We start from the raw sequence: 14855 nt of genomic DNA, 5'->3' as shown, positions 1-14855 counted from the left end.
GATCGTATGAATCTTGTCAAAGCGAGCTGATCCCATGCCCTTTTTTAAACGAACAAAGCGAACCCATTCGAAAACGGCACTGCTTCATCATAATGAGCAAACGGAGCAACCCGCCGAATCCTCTCGTCTCTCCGACCGCTTGGATCAGAATTTACATAGAATCAGAGAACAAACCGGCCACAGTCGGGATATCATCATTCGCACCCTAAGTCATATGTTCGGAAGCGATTGCACCCTGGCCGTCATTTATATCGATGGACTGGTTGATACGCTCACCATCAATCACTCGATTATGGAATCCCTAACCTCAAAGGATTACAATGAAAAGCTGCATGCCTCTAACCCTGCAGAAATCTTGTCCATCATCAAAAACCGTTTCTTATCCATAGGCAGCATTAGCGATTTTGAGCATATGGAATCCTTGATCTCCGCTATGCTTGAAGGCAATACTGTCATTCTCATAGACGGTTCATCCCGAGGCATTATCGCCAGCTCTATCGGTGGAGAAGAACGCGGTGTAGAAGAGCCCCAATCTCAGACCGTTGTTCGCGGCCCGAAAGAAGGATTCACCGAGAATATCCGTACGAATACGGCCTTAATCCGTCGTAAGATTAAAAGCCCAGACCTCTGGATCGTGGACCGCAAGATTGGCCGCGTCACCCAAACGGATGTTGCCGTTATGTATTTGAATGGCATTGCCAATGATAAGATCGTGCAAGAAATATTGAATCGCTTAGACCAGATCGATACCGACAGCATCCTGGAGAGCGGGTATATCGAAGAATTTATACAAGATACAACGTTCACCCCCTTCCCTACCATGACTAATACGGAGCGCCCCGATGCTATCGCTGGTGCGATTCTGGAAGGGAAAGTTGCCGTTTTGGTTGATGGGACACCATTTGCGTTGATCGCCCCCATCACCATCTTCAAACTGTTTCAATCGAGCGAGGATTACTACCAAAAGTTCGATATCGCGACCTTTTTGCGGCTGTTGCGCATTATTTCCTTTATGGTATCGATGCTTCTCCCTTCACTTTATATTGCAATCTCCACGTTTCATCAAGAAATGCTGCCAACGACCTTGCTGATCAGCCTTGCAGCACAGCGGGAAGGCATCCCTTTTCCCGCCGTTGTCGAAGCCTTGGCTATGGAAATTACGTTCGAAGTATTAAGGGAAGCCGGTGTTCGAATGCCAAGAGCGATGGGCTCTGCGATCTCCATCGTAGGCGCGTTGGTTCTGGGTCAAGCTGCTGTACAAGCCGGCTTAGTGTCTGCTGCCATGGTTATCATCGTTGCATTTACCGCCATCGCGAGCTTTGTTGCGCCTTCTGTGAGCATAGCCAACTCCGCCAGACTGCTCCGTTTTGGTTTTATGATATTGGCGGCAACCTTAGGGCTCTTTGGAATTATGGCAGGATTAATCGCCATGCTGATCCACCTATCCGGCTTGCGTTCATTCGGTTTGCCATATCTTACTCCGTTCGCTCCATTTATCCCATCAGACCAAAAAGACGTTCTGGTCCGTGTTCCATGGTGGGCCATGCTGACAAGACCGACCCTTATCAACCGTACTAACGCGAAACGGCAAAAAATGAACCAGCGTCCATCGCCTTCCGATGGCAAGAAATAATATATAACCGGTATAACTCGGAGGTGAAGAACAGATGAACCGGAAGCTGAATCTCGTGATTCTCATGTTGGCTGCCTCACTGCTGCTCAATGGTTGCTGGGATAGTCAAGAGTTAAACTCGCTTAGTATTGTATCGGCGACGTCCATAGACCGCAGCGAGGATGAATGGGTCATCTCCTTCCAAGTCGTCATTCCGCAGTCCATCGCCACCCAGACCGGCGGCGGAGCCGGGGGAAGCCAATCTCCGATCACCATCTTCTCCACCAGGGGCAAGACCATTCGCGAAGCCATGCAGAACGCGAATTTGGAAGCGCCGCGCGCGCTGTTTTTTGCCCATAACTCCGTACTGATTATCAATGAACAAGTCGTTCGGAATGAAGGCGTACGGCAAATCCTTGATTTTTTCCTCCGTCCGGTGGAAAGTCGGGAAACGATGTCGGTTCTCCTGACCAAGGATAAAGCCTCCAATCTATTGGAAGTGCTCATTCCATTAGAGAAAATAACAGGAAACGCGATTCAACGGGTCATTACCCAAGGACAAGAAAATCTGTCCCAAGTAAAAAATATTAAATTGATTGATTTTGCATCCATGGTCGCCAATCCGTACAAAAGCGCCATGGCTCCAGAGTTAAGGGTATCCGGCAATCAAGAGGAACAATCTAACTTGGATGCCTTAAAGTCAACGCGTAATCAAGCGGTACTCAAACTTGGCGATTTGGGCGTATTTCGAGGAGACAAGCTGGTAGGATGGATGAAGCGTAAAGAAAGCAGAGGCGTCGCTTGGCTCTCGAACAGCGTCAAAAACCTTATCATTGTTACCCCATGCAGCGATCGAGACGCTTCCCGGTTGTCGAGTTACCGAGTCATCCAATCCTCGACCCAAGTGGACCCCAAAATGGTCAACGGTTCGGTCACCATGATGATCCATATTCAAACAGTGGGGGCGCTTGATGAAACCAGCTGTACGATGGATTTGACGAACCCGGACGTTATTTCGAAACTCGAGGATACGATTGCCGAGCAGATCAAGGATGAAGTGCTGGCTGCGTGGAAGAGAATGAAGGATTTGAATGTGGACGTAGTTGGTTTCATGGATATGATTCACAGAAAGTATCCTGCAGCCAGCAAACACCTTACAAATTCGGAGAGACCCCTCCAGAAACTGGAACTCAAACTGAATGTAAAAGTCACCGTTGAACACACGAATATGATCAATAAACCGTTCTCGAATTTGATCGAACCCAATAAGTAGAACGCTATCGATACCTATAACAAGGAGGTCCCAAATGGAGAAGATCGGTAAATACCAAATCATTGCCATGACCATCTTGTTTATGATCGGCAGCACCCCTTTGTATGAACTGGGGATTGAAGCTAAACAAGATGCGTGGCTGGTCGTGCTGGTTGCAATGATCACGGGAATGTTACTGCTGTTCATCTATTTATATATCCAGAACCAAAATTCGGAGCATGCTCTTCCCCAAATTTTAAATCAGCACTTCGGCAAATATATCGGTTCCATCATTACTGCAGCCTATATCGTTTATTTTGCGTATGAATCCATGAGGAATACCCGCGAGTTCGCGGACATTATCAATATCTCCTTTCTCCCCAGCACACCGCTGTACTTCCTGATTCTCTTAATGGTGTTGCTGTCCGGTTATGCCGTATGGAAAGGCATTGAGGTATTCTTTCGCGTCACCGAATTCCTGCTTCCTTTCACGTTGATCGGGTATATCCTGATCGTTCTCATGTTCATCGGTTCGAATATCATTCATCTTGAGCGCCTTATGCCCATATTAGAAAACGGAATCCTGCCCGTGCTGCGAGCATCATTGCCGGAGGTGATTAGTTTTCCGTTCGGTCAGATCGTAGTATTTCTCATGTTTTGGAGTCATCTCGAAGACAAGAAAACGCTGTCCAAGGCATCCTTGTCCTCCTATATATTCGTAGGTATCTTCTTATTGATATTCAATATATTAAATCTTGCGATTCTGGATCCCACCATAACGAGCATATCGACTTTTCCGCTGCTTCGGTCGGTTCGTCTCATTGAAATCGCCGATTTTCTGGAGCGTCTGGACCCGTTAATCATCCTGCTGATCTATATTGGCATATTCGTTAAAATGACCGCATTCTACCTCGGCGCCGTACTCGGTCTTTCCAGCCTGATCAATGTCAGCCATAAAAAAACAACCGTGATCGTGGGTGCTTTCATCTTTACCATTTCGTTCGTCTCTCCGAACTTTATTTATCATATCTGGATCGGGTTTGCTCAAAATTTGAAATACCATTTTCCTATCTTCCAGATCTGGCTCCCTTTGATTCTAGCGTTGATTATTTTAATCAAAAGACCTCGCTCATCCAAATCCGGCTGATTGGGAACTCAACACAATGCAAGAAGTTGTATTGAACTCATGCCCCCCTCTGTAAAGGAGGAAATGTCCGGAGGGATACGCATTTGTTTCCTTCAAAACCAAAAAGCCGCATTTTCGCGGCTTTTTCAACGTGCAATGAATAATATGAACGACTAAAAACCATTCGATTCCAACTGTCCTGAAGCTGCTGCAGGTAGCCATCCTTCAAGCAGTGCTCCTCCTTCCGGATGGTTGCTTGCGGCGAGTTCGCCTCCGTGCTGCCTAACAATTCTTTGTGAAATGGTTAAGCCTAATCCGCTGCCACCGGTTGAACGACTTCTGGATGCTTCCCCGCGATATAGAGGTTCAAATACACGCTCAAGCTCTTCCCCAGAGAAGCCCGGCCCGGTATCGCGTATCGTAAACTTAACCATATCACCAACTTTATTACACTGGACTTCGATGTCACCACCCGCAGATGTGTGTCTTACGGCATTATCCAGAAGATTGTTCATGGCTCGCTCTAATAAATGCATATCTCCATGGATGATGCACCGATTCGTTACATGGAACGAGATGGAAACTCCTTTTTGCCGAGCCAGCGGACTCAGACTATCCATCGAATTCCGGACGACCTGGTTAAAATCCACCGTTTTATTATTCAGTTGCGACTCCACATACTCCATTTTTGTAAAAGTGAAAAGATCCTCTACCAAACGATCCAATTGGGCCGATTTGTCCTTGCAGACTGCAACATATTGGACTATTTTCTCCGGAGATTGAGCGATCCCTTGCTCCAGACCATCCAAGTAGCCTCGCAAAGCGAACAACGGTGTCCGTAAATCATGCGCAACAGCCGCAATGACGAATCGGCGTTCCTCTTCCAGTTCAGCCTGTTTTCGATAGGACTGCTCAAGTCCCTTGACCATAACATCGAATCCATCGCGGACTTCAGCGATTTCGGTGACCCTGGACATGGGTAACCGAACATCCCAATCCCCTGTTGCAATTTGTCTTGCTGCATTTCCCATCTTCTCGAGTGGTTTGAGAACGAATCGCCTCATTTCCATTCCGACAACAAAGATCGCAAGCAGCAGCCCGACAAAAGCCGACATCACTTGAAATTGATTAGACTTAGGTAAGTACAGAATAACCCTTCCCAGCAGCTGGCCGTCCTCGATGACGGAGAACCGCTCGGTTGATAAATTAGTGCCTCGTCGGTCAGGGTTGGAACGATAAATTTCCCGATCTTCTGCGGATTGAATGAGCACATCCATCTTCGCTTCACGAAGCGCGGAATACAATTGGTTTTGCCAGACTGGATCTGTCCATTGGTCTGTGTCCGATTCAATTCGCTGCGTCATTTCCGATATATTTCGTTGCAGGGTCTCGTTTTGCAGCCGACCTTGTTCGAAGCTAAGTGTCTTGGTTTCCATAAAGTGCGCAGTAACAAAGAATATCCACGGCAATAAGAGGATAAAGAAGAAGCAAAGCATAGTAAACGTACGAATGCGGAGTGACCTCATATTACCCTCCCTCAAAGCGATACCCTACTCCCCATACGTTGACCAGGAATAGCGGTTTATTCGGATCAGCTTCGATTTTCTCGCGAAGCCGACTAAGATGGACCCGAATTGTATGCCTGTCGCCCACCCCATCCCAAAACTTTGCAAGTAATTGTTCATAGGAGAAAACATGTCTCGGATGTTCCGCAAATAACCGCAGCAGCTCATATTCCCTGGGTGTGAGCACGATGTTGTTTCCATCCACTAGTACTTCTCTAGTGGACAGGTTTAACTTGATGCGGCCGTAATCCAAGACCCTGTTATCCAATGGTTGTGGGGAAGCGGAGCGCCGCAATACGGCTTTTACTCTGGCAACGATCTCACCCGGCGAAGCGGTTTTGACGATGTAATCATCGCCTCCGAGAGTAAGGCCTCGAATCTTATCCACATCATCGCTGCGAGCACTCAAAAACAGGATTGGTACATTGCTCTCCGCCCGAATCCGGCGGCAAAACTCAAATCCATTTTGTCCCGGCATCATAATGTCAAGAACAATACAATCAACAGAGCTTTCCTTAAATATGTCCCACGCTTGAGCGGTGTCGCAAGCGGTTTTCACTTGAAAGTGGTCATTCTCTAGAAAATCCCTTAATAGCTCAACAATATCCTGGTCGTCGTCTACAACCAGAATCGTCTTTGATTCGCTCATGTTTATCCCACCTTTGCATTCCTAGTTTATCATTTTTTTTAATAAGAACTAATGCGAGCGGATGTATTGTGATGATTTGTTTATACTTTTGTGACCTTTTTTCATCTTTGTTTGAGATATTCGTTTGGTATGCTTCTATTTGCGCACACGACCAGCCCCAACTTCGGGTGATCGTCCCGCACACCTTGATAAAGGAGGTATACATATGGGTTTGGAAAATAACGCCTTCTCGTTCTTTCCTTTCGGCGCTTTGTTTTGTCTCACGCTGTTTTCTTTCCTGGCGGTTCGAGTATACGCGATTCGTTATCGTTACAAAAACGGTCATCAAAAGAATGACATCGCTATGATTCTGAAGAACCGAATGGCCAATGGTGAAATTGATGAGACGGAGTATCGCAAGCTGAAAGATCTTTTGACTAAATAGAGACTTGGAGGATTTATGGATGCTTAACGTTCAAATTGTGTTGTTTGACGGCTTCGACCTTCTGGATGCGATAGCGCCTTACGAGGTATTCTGTGCTGCAGCCATGAATGCTGAAAATGCGTTAAACGTAGAATTGGTCACCGCCGAGGGACCAAGATCCGTGCCCAGCGGCATCAACGGGTTGAGGATTGAAGCGAGTGGCAGACTGGACCCTGAACGAGCGGGCATCATTCTCGTACCTGGCGCGTCCGGCGACGTCGAGGGAGATGGGCCCGATTCGGTTCCGGCTATTCTGGGCCGGGCCATGAGTACCGAATTGACTGGCATGATCAAGCAGGCTCTCCAGCAAAAAGACATTACAGTCGCTACGGTCTGTGGCGGTGCCCTGATTCTTGCAATGGGAGGCCTCTTAGAAGGCCGGCCGGCGGTAACGAACCATCTGGGCATGGACTTACTTGGTGCAACCGGAGCAGTTCCCATCTCGGCTCGCGTTGTGGACGACGGCAATCTGGTTACCGGTGGCGGTGTAACTTCAGGACTCGATGTAGCGCTATATCTGGTGGAACGTGAACTTGGGCCTCGTATCGCTCACGCGGTTGAGCAATTATTCGAATATGAACGAAGAGGCACGGTTTGGAAGGATACAGGGATAAAGCCTAACGTTAATAAATCAGTGACGAGCGACGAACCAAATGCCGCGTTGAACAAAACAGCAATGATACCCACGCCCAGCTCCCAGCATAACAAAATCATACAGGCATCGGTCTTCGACGGGGATTGGGAGACCACCCTCGCTACGCCCGTCGGGAAGATGGAGGTCAAGCTCTCTATATTGACAAGGGACGATTTGATCCATGGCACGGCAACGCAGGGGGATGAAACCATTGAGTTTATGAACCCTGTACTTCAGGATAACAAGCTGGCCTGGTCACTACGAATCACGAAACCCATGCGCTTGAATCTCAAGTTTGAAGTTGTCGCCGATGGAGATCACATGGTCGGTATAGCCAAAGCTGGCTTACTGCCTGCATCCAAGTTAACAGGAAATCGGGTTACCTAATCGTAAGAAAGAAAATCCACGGCATACACGCGCTCTGGCTTCCAGGTATGTATGTCGATCGTGTTTTTCCGTATTCAGAAATGGTGTGTATCAAATATGGAGCTTCGGGAGTTGCGAACGGATGAAAAAACGAAAATCGTTATATCTATTGCTGGCCTGTGTCAGCATTCTATTTATACTACACGCCTTGGTGAAAAACTATTGGATCGATCCAGATGCTTCGGGATTTTTAAGCCATAAGTCCGGGCTGAAGCGCGAACTCAATCTCCCGGTCTGGCTTAATGTCATGTACGTTCATGTTGCATTCGCATGTGTGGCCATGGCATCGGGACTGATTAACTTTTCGAATCGAATATTTGAAAGAAGCCGCAGGCTGCATCGCATAAACGGCTATGTATATATCGTATCCGTACTTCTGGTTGTGCTAACTTCCGGATATATGGCCCCCTACGCGACAGGCGGCAAAATAAGCAGTATGGGATTCAATCTGCTGAATATGATCTGGCTGGTTATCACCATTACGGCGCTCGTGCAAATCAAGAGGAAAAGGATCGTTCGACATCGCAACTGGATGATTCGTAGTTATGCCTTTTGCTTCACAAACATGTTGATCCATCTCATTACTTCCCTTTTTCATCAGGGATTCGGGTACGTTTACCCTACTAGCTACACCATCGGCGTTTACGGCTCGATTGCGCTGCTGCTAGTTATTCCTGAAATCATCATCAGAACAAATCGAAAGGAATTGGTATCAGGATGAAAAAAATACTTAGTTTACTCACGTCGTTAACGCTCGTTCTATGTCTATTAGCCCCCGCAGCAAGCGCAGAAAGAAACAAGAACCCAGATCCATCCAAGGGTAAAAGCGTGCATGTACAAATCGTATTATTCGATGGGTTTGATCTGCTGGATGCATTAGCGCCATATGAAGTATTTGCTGCTGCCGGAATGTACACTGGTGGAAAAGTCACTGTAGAATTAGTATCTGCAGAAGGTAAGCGTTCGGTACCGAGCGGGCTGAATGGACCTGCCCTCGAAGCGCAAGATGTGTTAGACCCTAATCGTTCCGGGGTTATTGTAGTTCCTGGCGCTTCGGGGAAGCCAGCGGGGAATACCGCAGATGCTATTCCCAACATATTGAGGCAGGCTAAGGATACGGGGTTAACAACGATGATGAAACAAGCTATGAATAATAAGGACGTTACGGTGGCTACCGTGTGTGGAGGTTCATTGCTGCTGGCTATGGATGGATTGTTGAAAGACAGATATGCTGTCACCAATCAGATTGGCATGGGTGCATTAGGGGCTCTCGGTGCAATTCCGGTCGATGCAAGAATCGTGGAAGATGGCCCTCGCTTGGTAACTGGCGGAGGTGTTACTTCCGGACTTGATGTGGCCTTGTATTTGGTTGAGCGTGAAGTCGGACCACAGATTGCGAATGCCATAGAGAAGTTATTCGAGTACGAGCGTAGAGGAACGGTGTGGCAAGCAAACGGCTTACCGCCGATTAACTTTGAGACGAGCAAGGAAACGCCTAAAAAAGAGCAACCGTCTGCACCGGGGAACAAAGACAAAAAGTGAGGAATCGAGGCGATCGGGGAGTTTGGAACCGTGTCGCTCCCACATACCGTTATTAGAGAAAAACAAGTCGCAATGAATTTATGTCGTTTCATCTACTCTAACTGTATAAAATCATTAAAAAGCCGCAATTCTGCGGCTTTTTGCGTGTATGCATTGCCTCTCTATCAAGCAAAAAATTTATTGATTCCCTTGTAATTCATGCCGCGATTGTCCCATTATCCTCTCGCTAAAAAAGCAGCAATCAAACCAGCAAGTTCGTCTGCATGCGTCAGGGTAGCCATATGGTCAGCCCCCTCGATTACCTCGAAACGGATGTCTTGAACACGCTTGAACTGTTCCGCAATTCGTTGCATATCCTCCCATTCAACCGTTCCCTGAATAAACAGAGTCCCTGCAGTAAGCTCCTCCAACCGCTCGATCGCTGGCGGCATGGGCCATATCACCTCGAAGCTCTTCCACTCACTAAACACTCTGGTCATATACAACGTGTGCATCTCGCGCAAAAAGTCCCGTTCAGAGCTGGACATCGTCACACAATAATTAGGCCCGCTCAACGATTGTTCGACCAGACGGTCAACATCGGGTGCGCATGCATTTACTTGGGCCATCCAATCGATGAATGGCTGGGCGTGCTCGAATCCGGTTAGCGATGGTGCGATTAATACTAAATGGTCAACCCTGGAAGGGTAAGTCAAGGCAAAATCCGTAACGGCCTGCCCTCCCATGGAATGACCGACAAGCGAAGCGCTGTCAATTTGCAGATGATCGAGCAATGCCCGAAGGTCTTCAACCAAGCTGGTTGGTTTTTGCGGCGCTGGGGATCTTCCCGTTCCCCGACCATCATACGTGATGACTTGATGCCTCCGCGCTAAATGCGGGGCAATATAGTTCCATTCTCTTGAATCGACACCTGGACTGTGTACCAACACAACAGGTGTCCCACTGCCTTGAGTTTGATAAGCTAAATCCATATGAAAACTCCTCTCTCCAATGGATGATTCATCCAGATTATGATTCTAATATAATTTAAGACTGAACATTCGGTCAATATAAAATCGCATGAAATCCGAGTTGCTTTTCTTGGACGGGATAAGAACAGTCAAAATCAAAACAAAAAAGCCGCCAATGGCGACTTCTTAAACACGCGATAATCCTAGCAAGAATTGATGAGGAAAGCCCGGTTGACCCTTGAATCGAATCGTGTATTGCAGTATTCAGCAGCTGACGAAGTAAAAGCCAATGTTCTCTTTCTCCAAACCCGCTTAATTTCTCAAAGAGTTTATCGATTACGATCCCTCCCAAACTTTCGGCTTATTCATATAAAAAAACAAGAAGTTCATCACTTCTTGTTTTCAGCACAGCTGCCACGCTTCGATGCCGCATCCAATACCGACTGGATCGTTTGCTCCTCCAAGTATTGGTACAATTGCCTTTCGGCGCCATCCATCACCTGTTTGACCAGACATACGCACTCACGAGGATTATCCTCGTGCAGCTTGGCAGCCTTCTCTTCGGCTAGCAAGCGATGCTGCTGCGAATTGAGATTGGAACATTCAAACAACTGCTGTCTTCCTTCAATGACCTGTATCACTTCAAGGAATGTAATCTGCTCGGCCTGCTTGGCCAGCTCGTAGCCTCCGTTCACTCCCGGTACAGCCCGCACGATACCATCCTGTCTCAGCTTGGACATGATTTTGGATAAGTAGCTTTCCGAGACGCCCAGCGTCGCCGATAACTCCTTGATTCCGATGTTCTGATCACGCTCCGAATGAGCCAAGTGGATTAATGCGTGCAGAGCGTAATCAACGCTTTTGGAAAACTGTATAGTGGTTACCTCCCTTAAATTCGAATTATATAGACCTATGATATCCATTATAGTAATTCGGATTTGTTTTTGCAATGAATCCACGCTTCATGGAGGAGCATGGCTAAACTTACCTTCTGATTCATTGAGGAATTTTGTTAAAAAAAAGCCGCCAAAATGGCGACTTCAAGAGCAAATCATATGGACTGACACAAGCCAAAAGACTATTTCGGCGTGTTGCTATTCCGAGGATCATATAATCCCGACGTGTCCTTGAACCATTCGAAGATATGCGATACACAAACCTTAAGGACCGCATAGCCGGGAACGGCTAACAAAATGCCAACCACACCGAACAGATTGCCGGCCGTGAGTATAACAAAGATAATGGTAATGGGGTGAATCTTGAGCGTTTTACCCATGATTTGCGGTGAGATGAACTTCCCTTCGATTAATTGCACGATCGTCCATACCGCCACCATCTTCAGCAGCATCACCGGAGAAGTAACCAGAGCCACGATGAGCGCAGGCGTAATCGCAATGGCGGGTCCCAGATAAGGCACCACGCTGGTGAACGATGCAATAATCGCCAGAATCAACGCGTAATCCAAACCGATGATCATGTAACCGATATACAGCAGAATACCAATACAGAAGCTCACAATAATCTGCCCGCGGATAAACGAGCTGATCTGATGATTGATATCCTGAAGCACATGCAAAATTCCGGAACGACTCTTCGTCGGCAGGAAAGACAATATTTTCAGAGGGAGCTTCTTGCCGTCTTTCAGCATATAAAACAGTACAAAAGGTACCGTCACGATCGACAACACAACCTCTGTGAATGCACCCAGAAACCCGCCAACTCTGCTCCACGTGTGGTTTAGAAGTTCCGTTGCCTTCTGCGTGACGGTGGTCCACCATTCCTGGGAGTTAATGTTCATGGTTTCTTGAATCTGGTTATACAACTCGCTGCCCGTTAGATCTTCAAACTGCTGTCTAACCTTTTCGCTATATGTCGGAAAGTTATCAATCAGCCCCATAATCTGGTTGCGCAGCACCGGAATGACCGCGAGCACCACAATCGTTAGAATACCGGCTATAACCAGATAGAGGATCAGGATGGACCATCCACGCTTGATTTTCCATTTCTCCATCACATCCACCAGAGGATTCAGCAAATAATAGAGTATTCCTGATAAAATGATCGGCAAAACGATCGTCTTGATTAACACGGCGAGCGGATGCAGCACAAACGAAATTTTGCTTAAAACCAACACATTGAGTCCAACCAGCAACAGAACAAGCAAAAGAAGCACAAATTTATTGTTCAGAAAAAAGCGCTTGAACCGGTCCGGCCAAATACGGGGTTGCTCCATACATGTCCTCCCTTACTTATGTATACATATTCAAGTTGTAAAGCTGAGCATCGATTCACGACACCGAAAAAAACCGACAAAACGACGCGCTCTTCATTCTTTTAACTATAATGTTTGAACGGGGCACATGTCCAGTTTACCAAGAACGAACCGGGAGATATGTTTAGGTATTCACAGACATCAGTAGCAAACAAGCCCGCATGTCACTATGACACGCAGGCTGTAGCTGCTCGGTATGATGTTACAAGTATCGAGAAATGATCCGCACCAGCTTGGCTGGCAGCTCATTCAGGTTGGTTATATCCAAAAACCTCTCGGCACCATAGATCTGACTAATGACATCCTTGTCTTGGCCAATGGCTGCCGCCAGAAATTTGACCCCTTTTCTTTCGTATTCGGATAGTGTCTGCCGCATGTCTTGAATCGCCAAACTACCGGTATAGTCATCCATGGCTTTAGGCTGCCCGTCGCTGATGCTAATCAACAGCTTCGTTTGTTTCGATGAATTTGCTAACCGTTCCGCCATAATTCTTAAAGCCATACCATCCCGATTGTTGCTTCTGGCCCGAATTCCCATCAGCCTGAACCGGTCGCGGACATCCGGTTGATCGTAATCGGCATAAGCGAAGATGGACATCTGCTCCAAACGGGAAACATCTGCAGTATCCCCATAAATTAAAACAGGTATATGGCAAATTTGGCAGAATTCATAGACCGCGATGACCGCCCGCTTAGCCGCCTCGAGCCTCCCGAAAGCAGCCATCGATGCGGATTCATCGACCCTTAAACCGACGACAAGACCAGGGGATTCCGTCGGAGGACGTTTCTTGGCAAAATACCTGAAATCTCGGTAAGCCACGCTGTCTGCCTGAAACTTAGAACCATAGTAATGGTTCTTGGCATATTCCGTGGTCATCTCGTGCTCCAACAGCGGCATCGTCTGTCTGGCGATTTCCCGCACGATGGGCATAATGCCCTTACGCAGACTCCGATATTCCTCCTGCTGGATCGGGTCAACATCAGGACGGTGAACGATAAGCTTAACAGCCTGATGAATCGAGTCGGATACGATGGTTCTGGAAACTTGATTCAGCTTTTTGCGGAAGTCCCGCTCCTTCTGTTTCTCCTCCTCTGTCATGGGTTCAGGATTGGCTTGGTGATATTGCGGTGATCCGTCCTCCCCCGAATCCGTGCTTTCCATATCCGCTGATTCATTCGCGAGGATGGATGTGCTGTCTTCGCTTTCAGCGGACTTTTTTAACTGGAGCCCTTCTTCCTCAGCTTGCCCGTCAGGAATGGAATCCAGGTCTATATCGCTCTCCCATGTCCCGATCTCCACTGCCTCTGCGCTTCGTTTTTTATTCATTTCAACCGGGACTTCCTCCAGCATATCCAACAAACCTTCGCCTTTCAGCGCTTCTTCCAGCAGTGTGATCTCTTCCGAATCGGTTGTTATCTTGTAAATCACCTTATGATAAAGGGATGCCGTTGCACAAGCACCTTGCGCAACGGCATCCACCCAATAGAAATAAGAGCGCATGCCAGCCACGCCTTTAATGGCATTAGCTCGGGCAGTTTTATCCAATAGGATAATGACCCTTGCCAGCACATCCAGCATTTCATCATTTTGATAGCCGGTTTTGGCCATCGCTCGCTCGATCATAATCTCTTTGGTCGGGAGGTCCATCTTCTCCGTATGCTGCACTCGGTCACGCAATGCCTCGTTAAGCGGCCTGGATCCGGCGTAACTACGATTTGCCGTGATCACCGCTATAAAATCCGGATGCCGCTGCACGATCTCCGTTGGGAGATTAAGACTGCCGCCCGGCTCCAATGCGGAATTCAATGCCATTAATACGCCGGCATCCCGAATCACATTCGGTTCCTGGATTTCCAGCAGATAGCCCTTCTGAAAAGCTCGGACGATCTCGGAAGCGTAAAATCGATATTCTACAGCTCCATCCTGAGTCATATTCGCGGCCAGCTTCAATAATTGCTTCATCTTTGCGGAAGCCATCTCTTGTGTAATCTCCAGCGCCTCCATCAAAATCTCCGTCGAGCTTCGAAAGCCGTCGCTTTCGTATAATGCTTTTAAGGCCGCTTGGTCCGCAGATTCCAACTGCTTCATTTGATCAGATGAAATAACCGGTAAAATGGCTCCGAGGATATCCGATTTATCCATATCGGCAAAACAAGTTACTTTGGTATAGGGTAACCTGAAGTTTGCGGACAACGCCTTGGCAAGCTGCGTTTTTCCGGAACCGGCATCCCCTTCCAATCAAAACCACCCGTGTGAACGGGTGGTTTGCTCTGCGGCTGAAAGCCTTTGTTACTGGCCAGCCCTAAAGGGCATTGAATCGTTCGCCAACCGCACTACTTTTTCGGCTACCCCTTAAGGGGCCT

At 47.5% G+C, this 14855-nt stretch carries 13 protein-coding genes; 7 read left to right on the top strand and 6 right to left on the bottom strand.

Going from position 1 to position 14855, the window contains the following annotated elements; all coding sequences use genetic code 11:
* The first annotated feature begins 34 nt into the window (after positions 1-34).
* Genes AK95_RS19995 through AK95_RS19985 form a run of 3 tightly spaced genes read left to right on the top strand, consistent with a single transcriptional unit; the run spans position 35 to position 4011 of the window.
* Positions 35-1633 (top strand): spore germination protein, encoded by a 1599-nt coding sequence (locus tag AK95_RS19995; RefSeq protein WP_071221673.1) that lies wholly within the window; start codon positions 35-37, stop codon positions 1631-1633.
* Positions 1634-1667: 34 nt separating this feature from the next.
* Complete coding sequence (locus AK95_RS19990; RefSeq protein WP_071221672.1) at positions 1668-2885, top strand: Ger(x)C family spore germination protein; 1218 nt, start codon at positions 1668-1670, stop codon at positions 2883-2885.
* Between the two features lie 34 nt (positions 2886-2919).
* Positions 2920-4011 (top strand): GerAB/ArcD/ProY family transporter, encoded by a 1092-nt coding sequence (locus AK95_RS19985; RefSeq protein ID WP_071221671.1) that lies wholly within the window; start codon positions 2920-2922, stop codon positions 4009-4011.
* A 152-nt stretch (positions 4012-4163) separates the two neighbouring features.
* On the opposite strand, the gene AK95_RS19980 is transcribed toward AK95_RS19985, so the two are convergent.
* Both AK95_RS19980 and AK95_RS19975 read right to left on the bottom strand, forming a co-directional pair.
* Entirely contained in the window at positions 4164-5516 is a 1353-nt protein-coding gene (locus AK95_RS19980) for a sensor histidine kinase (RefSeq protein ID WP_071221670.1), read from the bottom strand.
* Position 5517: 1 nt separating this feature from the next.
* Positions 5518-6204, bottom strand: coding sequence for a response regulator transcription factor (locus tag AK95_RS19975; protein ID WP_071221669.1), 687 nt, complete (start codon positions 6202-6204; stop codon positions 5518-5520).
* Between the two features lie 205 nt (positions 6205-6409).
* Between AK95_RS19975 and AK95_RS19970 the strand changes: the two genes are divergently transcribed.
* The 4 genes from AK95_RS19970 (at position 6410) to AK95_RS19955 (ending at position 9269) form a co-directional block, all read left to right on the top strand.
* Positions 6410-6628 (top strand): SHOCT domain-containing protein, encoded by a 219-nt coding sequence (locus tag AK95_RS19970; protein WP_071221668.1) that lies wholly within the window; start codon positions 6410-6412, stop codon positions 6626-6628.
* 19 nt (positions 6629-6647) lie between these two features.
* Positions 6648-7688 carry a DJ-1/PfpI family protein gene (locus tag AK95_RS19965; protein WP_071221667.1) on the top strand — a complete coding sequence of 347 codons (1041 nt, stop codon included), beginning with the start codon at positions 6648-6650 and terminating at the stop codon, positions 7686-7688.
* A gap of 121 nt (positions 7689-7809) precedes the next feature.
* Entirely contained in the window at positions 7810-8448 is a 639-nt protein-coding gene (locus AK95_RS19960; protein ID WP_071221666.1) for a DUF2306 domain-containing protein, read from the top strand.
* Between the two features lie 107 nt (positions 8449-8555).
* Positions 8556-9269, top strand: coding sequence for a DJ-1/PfpI family protein (locus AK95_RS19955; RefSeq protein ID WP_235613172.1), 714 nt, complete (start codon positions 8556-8558; stop codon positions 9267-9269).
* A 215-nt stretch (positions 9270-9484) separates the two neighbouring features.
* Here AK95_RS19955 and AK95_RS19950 read toward each other — a convergent pair whose 3' ends face one another.
* The 4 genes from AK95_RS19950 to AK95_RS34915 form a co-directional block, all read right to left on the bottom strand.
* On the bottom strand, positions 9485-10240 hold the full coding sequence (locus AK95_RS19950; protein ID WP_071221664.1) for an alpha/beta fold hydrolase: 756 nt from the start codon (positions 10238-10240) through the stop codon (positions 9485-9487).
* A 368-nt stretch (positions 10241-10608) separates the two neighbouring features.
* Positions 10609-11094, bottom strand: a complete 486-nt coding sequence (locus tag AK95_RS19945; protein WP_071221702.1) for an RrF2 family transcriptional regulator — start codon at positions 11092-11094, stop codon at positions 10609-10611.
* A 203-nt stretch (positions 11095-11297) separates the two neighbouring features.
* On the bottom strand, positions 11298-12452 hold the full coding sequence (locus tag AK95_RS19940; protein ID WP_071221663.1) for an AI-2E family transporter: 1155 nt from the start codon (positions 12450-12452) through the stop codon (positions 11298-11300).
* Positions 12453-12693: 241 nt separating this feature from the next.
* On the bottom strand, positions 12694-14730 hold the full coding sequence (locus AK95_RS34915) for a cobaltochelatase CobT-related protein (RefSeq protein WP_235613171.1): 2037 nt from the start codon (positions 14728-14730) through the stop codon (positions 12694-12696).
* Between the last annotated feature and the right edge of the window lie 125 nt (positions 14731-14855).

It is taken from the genome of Paenibacillus sp. LC231 (assembly GCF_001860525.1).
Taxonomy (GTDB): domain Bacteria; phylum Bacillota; class Bacilli; order Paenibacillales; family Paenibacillaceae; genus Paenibacillus_AQ.
Note: the sequence above shows the minus strand (reverse complement) of the source record. Positions and strands in the feature narration are given on the sequence as shown.

What these genes read in the sequence shown, in the direction of transcription:
- AK95_RS19995 (WP_071221673.1), top strand. Translation starts at nt 35, where the DNA reads ATGCCCTTTTTTAAACGAACAAAGCGAACCCATTCGAAAACGGCACTG.
- AK95_RS19940 (WP_071221663.1), bottom strand. Translation starts at nt 12,452, where the DNA reads ATGGAGCAACCCCGTATTTGGCCGGACCGGTTCAAGCGCTTTTTTCTG.
- AK95_RS19970 (WP_071221668.1), top strand. Translation starts at nt 6,410, where the DNA reads ATGGGTTTGGAAAATAACGCCTTCTCGTTCTTTCCTTTCGGCGCTTTG.
- AK95_RS19990 (WP_071221672.1), top strand. Translation starts at nt 1,668, where the DNA reads ATGAACCGGAAGCTGAATCTCGTGATTCTCATGTTGGCTGCCTCACTG.
- AK95_RS19985 (WP_071221671.1), top strand. Translation starts at nt 2,920, where the DNA reads ATGGAGAAGATCGGTAAATACCAAATCATTGCCATGACCATCTTGTTT.
- AK95_RS19960 (WP_071221666.1), top strand. Translation starts at nt 7,810, where the DNA reads ATGAAAAAACGAAAATCGTTATATCTATTGCTGGCCTGTGTCAGCATT.
- AK95_RS19975 (WP_071221669.1), bottom strand. Translation starts at nt 6,204, where the DNA reads ATGAGCGAATCAAAGACGATTCTGGTTGTAGACGACGACCAGGATATT.
- AK95_RS19965 (WP_071221667.1), top strand. Translation starts at nt 6,648, where the DNA reads ATGCTTAACGTTCAAATTGTGTTGTTTGACGGCTTCGACCTTCTGGAT.
- AK95_RS19980 (WP_071221670.1), bottom strand. Translation starts at nt 5,516, where the DNA reads ATGAGGTCACTCCGCATTCGTACGTTTACTATGCTTTGCTTCTTCTTT.
- AK95_RS19950 (WP_071221664.1), bottom strand. Translation starts at nt 10,240, where the DNA reads ATGGATTTAGCTTATCAAACTCAAGGCAGTGGGACACCTGTTGTGTTG.